The 7808-nt window shown below is 66.0% G+C and carries 7 protein-coding genes and 2 pseudogenes; 2 read left to right on the top strand and 7 right to left on the bottom strand.

Annotated elements, in window-relative coordinates; translation table 11 throughout:
• Window positions 1-246 precede the first annotated feature (246 nt).
• The 5 genes and pseudogenes from QZ709_RS00880 to QZ709_RS00860 all read right to left on the bottom strand — a co-directional run.
• Window positions 247-498 (bottom strand): YfhL family 4Fe-4S dicluster ferredoxin, encoded by a 252-nt coding sequence (locus tag QZ709_RS00880; protein WP_294635486.1) that lies wholly within the window; start codon window positions 496-498, stop codon window positions 247-249.
• Window positions 499-605: 107 nt separating this feature from the next.
• Complete coding sequence (gene coaD / locus QZ709_RS00875; RefSeq protein WP_184680450.1) at window positions 606-1085, bottom strand: pantetheine-phosphate adenylyltransferase; 480 nt, start codon at window positions 1083-1085, stop codon at window positions 606-608.
• 92 nt (window positions 1086-1177) lie between these two features.
• On the bottom strand, window positions 1178-2773 hold the full coding sequence (locus QZ709_RS00870) for a GMC family oxidoreductase (protein WP_294635485.1): 1596 nt from the start codon (window positions 2771-2773) through the stop codon (window positions 1178-1180).
• A 58-nt stretch (window positions 2774-2831) separates the two neighbouring features.
• On the bottom strand, window positions 2832-3377 hold the full coding sequence (locus tag QZ709_RS00865) for a hypothetical protein (RefSeq protein ID WP_294635484.1): 546 nt from the start codon (window positions 3375-3377) through the stop codon (window positions 2832-2834).
• A 55-nt stretch (window positions 3378-3432) separates the two neighbouring features.
• A pseudogene (locus QZ709_RS00860) lies at window positions 3433-4872 on the bottom strand (coniferyl aldehyde dehydrogenase); the annotation flags it as partial.
• A gap of 219 nt (window positions 4873-5091) precedes the next feature.
• Here QZ709_RS00860 and QZ709_RS00855 point away from each other — a divergent pair.
• Both QZ709_RS00855 and QZ709_RS00850 read left to right on the top strand, forming a co-directional pair.
• Window positions 5092-6180 carry a pirin family protein gene (locus tag QZ709_RS00855; protein ID WP_294635483.1) on the top strand — a complete coding sequence of 363 codons (1089 nt, stop codon included), beginning with the start codon at window positions 5092-5094 and terminating at the stop codon, window positions 6178-6180.
• Window positions 6177-6647: a peptidylprolyl isomerase gene (locus QZ709_RS00850; protein ID WP_294635482.1), complete on the top strand. Its 471-nt coding sequence runs from the start codon at window positions 6177-6179 to the stop codon at window positions 6645-6647. Before QZ709_RS00855 ends, QZ709_RS00850 begins: the two co-directional genes overlap by 4 nt.
• 90 nt (window positions 6648-6737) lie before the next feature.
• Here the strand turns inward: QZ709_RS00850 and QZ709_RS00845 are convergent, their stop codons facing one another.
• Together QZ709_RS00845 and QZ709_RS00840 are read right to left on the bottom strand one after the other, a co-directional pair.
• Window positions 6738-7595 carry a TIGR03915 family putative DNA repair protein gene (locus tag QZ709_RS00845; RefSeq protein WP_294635481.1) on the bottom strand — a complete coding sequence of 286 codons (858 nt, stop codon included), beginning with the start codon at window positions 7593-7595 and terminating at the stop codon, window positions 6738-6740.
• A 4-nt stretch (window positions 7596-7599) separates the two neighbouring features.
• Window positions 7600-7808, bottom strand: a pseudogene (locus tag QZ709_RS00840) (biotin synthase); the annotation flags it as partial.

The raw sequence follows: 7808 nt of genomic DNA, 5'->3' as shown, positions 1-7808 counted from the left end.
TCGCTGCGGGGAAGCAGCTGCGCGCGCGCCAGGCCCAAATGCATACTGCCTCCCAAGCTCTTGCCATTGAGCGGCAAGCGAGCGCTCAACCTTCCTTGGCCGAACGTGTTTCGAGGCCCAAAACTCGCGCCATACTTGGCCTCATGCGGTTGAATTTCCTATCCGTGGACAAACAAAAGCCGGCGCGCCGGACTCGTCCACCCAGTGTAATCGAGTCGGCCACGCCGGCTGGCGAAAGTCTGCGGATCAGGCCTTGCCGGTGATGATCCGGTACTTGGCCATCAGCTCGTCATGGCTCTCGACATTGTTGGGATCGAGGGGGATGCAGTCGACCGGGCAGACCTGCTGGCACTGCGGCTCGTCGTAGTGGCCGACGCACTGCGTGCACAGGTTGGGATCGATCACATAGATCTCTTCGCCCTGGGAGATGGCGGCGTTGGGGCATTCGGGCTCGCAAACGTCGCAGTTGATGCAGTCTTCGGTGATGATCAGGGACATGGGATGACTCCGGTGCCGGTCAGGCACGGTATTGCCGGGACAGTGCTGCAATTTTGCCGCAAGGCGCGGGACGCCGCATCAGCGAAGATGCGGCGAGTTGCCTCAGATCACTGGGCGAAGCGGTTTTTCAGCGCTTCTTCCACCGCGGGGTGGACGAATTTGCTGATGTCGCCACCGAGGGCGGCGATTTCGCGCACCAGGGTCGAGGAGATGTAGGAGTACTTCTCCGACGGGGTGAGGAACATGCTCTCCACCTCGGGCACCAACTGACGGTTCATGTTGGCCAGCTGGAATTCGTACTCGAAGTCGGACACCGCGCGCAGGCCACGCAGGAAGACATTGGCCTTCTGTTCCTTGACGAAGTGGGCGAGCAGGGTGGAGAACCCCACCACCTCGACATTCGGCAGGTGGGCGGTGACTTCCCGGGCCAGAGCCACGCGTTGCTCCAGGGGGAACAGCGGGTTTTTCTTCGGGCTGGCCGCCACGGCGACGATGATGTGGTCGAACAGGCGCGAGGCGCGCTCGATCAGATCGCCATGACCCTTGGTAATAGGATCGAAGGTACCTGGGTACAGCACTCGGTTCATCGCAACGTCCAGACAGGTCCTTAGGGGACTTGGATGGTAGCGCAGCAGTTCCCCAAGGCCAAGCCAAAGGGAACTCTGCGGCAAAGCGGTGGTCAGGCCGCTTTCAGGCGCTCGGCGAGCAGGCTGGCAAGCTGGGCGGTGAGGCCGTAGATCGACAGCTGCGGGTTGGCGCCGATGCTGGTGGGGAACAGCGATCCATCGTGGATCGACAGGTTTTCCAGCTGGTGGTGGCGCCCCAGGCTGTCGGTGACGCCCAGCTTGGGATCTTCGCTCATGCCGCAGCCGCCCATGACGTGGGCGCTGCCCAGGCGGGTGCGGTAGATCTCCAGGCGTAGCGAGTCGATCAGCTCGCGCGCCTGGGCCGGCGTCTTCACATAGTCAGCATCGGCGTGCAGCGGCAGCACGGCCTTGGCGCCGGCGGCGAACTGGACTTCCGCCATGACCTGGAAGGCACGGCGGATGCCGTCCCAGGTGTAGTCGGTCATCTGGTAGTCGAGCACCGGGCTGCCGTCGCTGCGCAGCTCGACCTTGCCCGCCGCGCTGTCCGGGTGGAAACCATCGCGCATCAGCGCCAGCATGACGTTGGTGTGCGGCAGCTGCTCCATGCGCAGGGCATTGTCGATGCCGAAGCGGCCGAGCAGGGTGGCGGTCAGCGCCGGTTGCAGCGGTGGCACTTCGAGTTTGTAGGACATGCGCCCGGTGATGCCGTCATCCCACTGGAAATGATCGGAATAGAGCGACTGCGGGGCGCCATAGAAGGGATTGATCACTTCATCGAACTGCGCCGCGGAGAAGTTCACCGTGTGCAGGAAGGTACGCTGGCCGGTCCGGCCGTGCGGATCGGGAGCGTTGGAGCGCATCAGCAGCGCCGGGCTGTTGATGCCGCCGGCGGCCAGCACATAGTGTTTGGCCTTGACCAGGATCTTGCGGCCGTTGGGCGCCACGCAGCGCTCGTCCAGCCCCAGGCACTCGATGCCGGTGACCTTGCCGCCGCTGATCTGCAGCTTGTCGGCGCGCGCCAGATAGAGCAGCTCGCCGCCCTTGTCGAGGGTGGCCGGAATGGTGGTGACCAGCATCGACTGCTTGGCGTTGGTCGGGCAGCCCATGCCGCAGTAGCCCAGGTTCCAGCAGCCGCGCACATTGCGCGGGATGACTTTCCAGTGATAGCCGAGCTTGTCGCAGCCGCGGCGGATCACATCGTTGTTGGCATTCGGCGGGATGGCCCACGGCGCAACGCCCAGGCGCTGTTCCATCTTCTCGAACCAGGGCGCCATCTCGGCGACGCTGTGGCCCTTCACGCCATAGGCCTCGGCCCAGTGCTGCAGGGTGCCGTCCGGGGTGCGGAAGCTGGAGGTCCAGTTGACCAGAGTGGTGCCGCCAACGGCACGGCCCTGCATGATGGTAATGGCGCCGTCCTTGCTCATCCGCCCCATGCCTTCCTGATACAGCGAGCCGTAGGCCTCGGGCTCCTGCATCTTGAAGTCGGAGCTGGTCTTGAGCGGGCCTTCCTCGATCAGCAGGACCTTGAAGCCGGCCGCGCTGAGAATCTCCGCGGTGGTGCCGCCGCCTGCGCCGGAGCCGACGATGGCGACATCGGCTTCCAGGGTCAGGTCCTGGTTCAGGCGCGAGCCGTCGTAGGTCTTCCAGCCGCGAGACAGGCCCTCTTTGAACAGATCCGGTACAGGCATTTCAGGCTCTCTTTTTATGATTCAGGCAGTACAAGGCTGAGCGGGTTGCAGGCAGGTATCAGACAGTGGGCGGGCCGGGGTAGCCGCAGTGACCCCAGGAGTCCGGATTGCCGTACCAGGCCAGCATCACCAGTTGCAGCAGCGAGGCATGGCCCATCTTCAGCAGGCCCAGCGAGCTGTTCTGCCAGCGGCCGAGGAAGTGGCGGATATCGTCGGCGCTGGCTTTTTCCCAGCTGCCCCAGATGCCGGTCAGCGGGCCACGGGTCACGCCCATGGCCAGCACGTCGAACAGCTGGATGGTGAGCTTGGCCATTTCCGGCGAGAAACGGTTGAGGCTGTAGTCGATGCCGGCGATGGTCTTGCCCACGGCGGCTTCCATCTTCTCGGCGGGCACGGCGCCTTCGAGGATCACCGGGATCAGTGCGCGCAGAAACGGCAGGTCACCGTCACGCAGGATCGCCAGGCCCTGGGCCGGGACGCTGGCCGAGCAGCCGCTGAGGCTGGCGGTGACGCCGGCGGTGGCAAGGAAGGCCGAACCGAGCAGGCCGACCTTGAGCAGGCTGCGCCGGGAAAGTTCGGGCGCGTCCATCGAATGTGCAGTCATGGAAAATCTCGCGGCAGTTCAGCGACGGGCCGGTCAGGCGACCGGCCCAGGAGGCTCAGCGGACGAACAGCTTGTACACCAGCTTCTGGATGGCCTTGCCGTAGGGCGGGTAGATCATCCGGGCGGCGTTGTAGCGCTGCTTGATGAAGGTGCTCTTGGCATGGCTGAAGGTCTTGAAGCCTTCGTGGCCATGGTAGTGGCCCATGCCGGACGGGCCGACACCGCCGAAGGGCATGTCGTCCTGGGCCACGTGCAGCATGGTGTCGTTCAGGCACACGCCACCCGAGTGGGTGCGCTCCAGCACACGCTGCTGCTCGGCCTTGTCGTAGCCGAAGTAGTACAGCGCCAGCGGGCGGTCACGCTCGTTGATGAAGGCCAGGGCGTCTTCCAGCTTGTCGTAGGGGATCACCGGCAGCAGCGGGCCGAAGATCTCGTCCTGCATCACCTTCATCTCGTCGTTCACATTCAGCAGCAGGGTGTGCGGCAGGCGACGGCCCTGGCCTTCGGCATACAGCGGGATGACCTGAGCGCCCTTGCTTTCGGCATCGGCGACATAGCTCTTCAGGCGCGCCAACTGACGCTCGTTGATCACCGCGGTGTAGTCCGGGTTGTCCTTGAGGGTCGGCAGGAAGCGCTGCACCACCTCTTTATAGGCAGCGACGAAGCCGTCGACGCGGTCCTTCGGCACCAGCACATAGTCGGGCGCCACGCAGGTCTGCCCGGCGTTGAGGGTCTTGCCGAAGGCGATGCGCTCGGCGGCATCGCTCAGCGGCACGTTGGCCGAGACGATGGCTGGCGACTTGCCGCCCAGTTCCAGGGTGACCGGGGTCAGGTTCTCGGCGGCGGCGCGCATCACATGCTTGCCGACGCTGGTGGCGCCGGTGAACAGCAGGTGGTCGAACGGCAGCTTGGAGAAGGCCACGCCCAGCTCCACTTCGCCGAGCACCACGCACACCAGGTCCTCGGGGAAGATGCGGGCCAGCAGGCTCTTTACCAGCGCGGCGGTGGCCGGGGTGGATTCACTCATCTTGATCATCACCCGGTTGCCGGCGGCCAGTGCGCCGATCAGCGGGCCCATGGCCAGGTACAGCGGGTAGTTCCACGGCACGATCACGCCGACCACGCCGACGGGCTGGTAGACCACCTTGGCGGCGGCGGGCATGAACGCCAGGCCCACGCTGCGGCGCGAGGGCTTCATCCACTTCTTCACGCGCTTGGCCGAATAGTGGATGGCATGCAGGCTCGGCATGATCTCGGCGAGGATGGTCTCATCCGCCGAGCGATTGCTGAAGTCCGCGCTGATGGCCTTGATCAGGCTGTCCCGCTCGCTGGAAATCAGCTCCGCCAGGCTGTTCAGCCACTGCACGCGCTGCTCCGCCGAGGGCATCGGATGGGCGCGATAGGCACTACGCTGGCGGGCAAACAATTGCTCGAGCTGGGCAATTTCCTGCTGGGTCTGCTGCAGGTAGGCGATATCGGCAACCATGGTGGGGCTCCTGGTGGGGGTGGCTTTCGAGCATTTTTAGAGCAAATGCTCTAGAGTGTCAAATAGCATGACTGTCGGGCCGCCGTGCGGCAGCCCAACGAAAAGTTAGCGTGCCCGCCGAGGGCTGCTGCGCGGTAACATGCGCCTGTTTCCGCTGCGGCCCGGTGCCCCAGTCGTTCACGGTATCGGCCGCCCGTTGGGGGTGGCGCATTCCACCAGGAGCCCTGCATGACATCGCCCACCACCGCTGCCACCGCCCCGCTGCCCGTGCTGCAAACCCAGCCCCTGGGCCCGCTGTGGCCCACGATGGACCCGTTCCTTTTCTGCGCCCACCACGACGACGCCTACCCCGCAGGCGATGGCGCCTTTGCGCCCGCCGTGCCGCTGGAAGGCCGCCAGATCGGCAGCGACTTCAGCCGCAAGGACGGCTGGAGCATGTACCACGGCGAGACCGTGCCCGGCTTTCCGGGCCACCCGCACCGCGGCTTTGAAACGGTGACGCTGGTGCGCAAGGGGCTCATCGACCATGCCGATTCGCTGGGCGCCGCCGCCCGCTTTGGCGGGGGCGATGTGCAGTGGGTCACGGCGGGCAAGGGCATCCAGCACTCGGAGATGTTCCCGCTGCTCAACGCCACCGAGCCCAACCCGCTCGAACTCTTCCAGATCTGGCTGAACCTGCCTGCCAAGAACAAGATGGTGGAGCCGCACTTCACCATGCTGTGGAACGAGCGCATTCCGCGCCTGCAGCACCGCGACGCAGGCGGCCACCTGACCACCGTGACCGTGGTGGCTGGCGCGCTGCCCGGTGCCGACGCACCGCTGAGCCCGCCGCCCGAGTCCTGGGCATCCCAACCGGAAGGCGACGTGGCCATCTGGACGCTGCACCTGGAGCCCGGTGCACGCTGGACTTTGCCCGCCGCCACCGGCCAGGGCACGCGCCGCATGCTGTACTACTTTGTGGGCGACGGCCTTGCGGTGGGCCCGCAGGCCATCCGCGGCCACGCGGCGCTGGAAGTGGTTGCCTCGCAAGACTGGGAACTGGTCAACACCGGCACCACGGCCGTGGAATGCCTGCTGCTGCAAGGCCGCCCGATTGGCGAGCCCGTGGCGCAGTACGGCCCCTTTGTGATGAACACGCAGCAGGAAATCATGCAGGCCATGCAGGACTACCGCCGCACCCAGTTCGGCGGCTGGCCCTGGGCAGAGAGCGACCCGGTGCACGGGCCTGAGGCGCGGCGCTTTGCGCGTTACCCGGGGCAGACGCAGGACGAGGTGCCCAGCCCAGTGGCGGCAGTTGGAGGAAAATCGGGCGCATGAACATCACCAAAGACTCCGCCGTCACCCTGACCTACAAGGTGACCACGCCCCAGGGCAAGCCCCTGGATTCGGGCAACCTGGCCTACCTGCATGGTGGCTACGAAAACATCTTCCCCAAGGTCGAAGCCGCGCTGGAAGGCCAGGCCGTGGGCTTTGCCACGACGCTGGACCTGGCGGTGGAAGACGCCTTTGGTGCGCGTGACGAAAGCCTGGTGCGCACCATTCCCAAGAGCGAGTTCCCGCCCGGCGTGAAGGTGGGTGGCCAGCTGCAAGGCGTGGGCAACGACGGACAGCCTGCCGTGTTCAACGTGGTCAAGATCAAGGGCCCCGAAGTGCACCTGGACGGCAACCACCCCCTGGCGGGCCAGGCGCTGAAGTTCAGCTGCAAGGTCACCGCCGTGCGGGCAGCCACCGCTGAAGAAATTGCCCACAGCCATGTGCATGGCGCGCACGGGCATCAGCATTGATGTCAGGGTTCGCTGGCTGATTCGCTGAATCATTCCCAGCCCACCGCCACCCCGCTGTAGCCCTTGTCGGGCATCAGCCGGGTGGCTTTTTTACGCCCGCGTTTCCTTGCCCGCAATGCGCCTGCGCGGCGTGGTGGCTTCGGCCTCCACCATCTTCGCGCTGCGCTCGTGCGCGGTCTGCGCCAGTTCGGTGATGAGCGCGGCCTCAGGCAGGTTGTGCCAGTAGCGCGTGGGCATCTCTTTTTTCATCATCGTGAGCTTGAGCCGTGCGGGGTTGAAGATGTGGCGGTAGTAGGTGAGCCACAGCGCCTCGCCCGCATCGGGCGGCGGCGCGTCGCTGCGCTGTGCGCCGGGGCCAGTGTGCAGCTGCTCCCCGTCCCAGCGCACGCTGGCGTCGGGCGTAAGGATGGCCCAGCGCATTTGCGTGAAGCGGCGGATGAAGAAACCCGCGTTGGCCACGGTGATGTAGTGGTCGGGCTCGAACCAGGCCATGTGCAGGGTCTGTCCATCCGGCTCCACCACGGGCCGAAAGCGCACAAAGGCGTGCATCTTGTGCATGTCGCGCCGCACGGCGCGCACCATGTGGTGGGCCTGCATGCGGTCCGCGTCTAGCGGGTCATGCCGCGCGGCGTTGGCCTCTGCGCCGCCCTGGGCCATGCGCCACAGCAGGCGGTACATCAGCGCAAAGCGGGCGGGGTCGCGGTGCAGGATGAGTTGCTCGCACAGGCGCACAAAGTCGGGCGGCACGCGCAGCGTGGGAGCATGCGGCGCGGGGCTCGGCAGCGCTTGGCAGTGGGGCTCGGGCGCGAACAGATCATTGGCCGCATCGGCCTGACAGCGCCAGTCCACGGCCTGTGGGGGCACATCGGCTTGCACCAGCGCGCGTGCGGCGGTGCGAAAGCCGGGCCAGTCGGTGGGGTGCTCCAGCGTGATGGTGTGGCGCTGCATGGCTTCAGAACAAACTGCGCTGTACCGGCGGTGGCGCCAGTTGCGCAGCAAGGTCGGCGGCGTCCAGCGCACGGCCGGGGCGGTAATCGGCCGCCTCCACAAACGGCAGCACCTTTTTGAGCGGCACATGCAGCCGCGCCAGGTCGGCATGCCGCAGGCGTCGCACGCGGCGGGCGGCCAGCAGACGGTCTACCGTCTGCACACCAAAGCCTG

Source organism: uncultured Aquabacterium sp. (genome assembly GCF_913773725.1).
Taxonomy (GTDB): Bacteria; Pseudomonadota; Gammaproteobacteria; order Burkholderiales; family Burkholderiaceae_C; genus Aquabacterium.
This window is presented reverse-complemented; position numbering and strand designations above follow the sequence as displayed.

Bases quoted from the DNA above. Each gene is read 5' to 3' on its own strand.
- QZ709_RS00855 (WP_294635483.1), top strand. From the start codon at position 5,092: ATGACATCGCCCACCACCGCTGCCACCGCCCCGCTGCCCGTGCTGCAA.
- QZ709_RS00880 (WP_294635486.1), bottom strand. From the start codon at position 498: ATGTCCCTGATCATCACCGAAGACTGCATCAACTGCGACGTTTGCGAG.
- coaD (WP_184680450.1), bottom strand. From the start codon at position 1,085: ATGAACCGAGTGCTGTACCCAGGTACCTTCGATCCTATTACCAAGGGT.
- QZ709_RS00845 (WP_294635481.1), bottom strand. From the start codon at position 7,595: ATGCAGCGCCACACCATCACGCTGGAGCACCCCACCGACTGGCCCGGC.
- QZ709_RS00865 (WP_294635484.1), bottom strand. From the start codon at position 3,377: ATGACTGCACATTCGATGGACGCGCCCGAACTTTCCCGGCGCAGCCTG.
- QZ709_RS00850 (WP_294635482.1), top strand. From the start codon at position 6,177: ATGAACATCACCAAAGACTCCGCCGTCACCCTGACCTACAAGGTGACC.
- QZ709_RS00870 (WP_294635485.1), bottom strand. From the start codon at position 2,773: ATGCCTGTACCGGATCTGTTCAAAGAGGGCCTGTCTCGCGGCTGGAAG.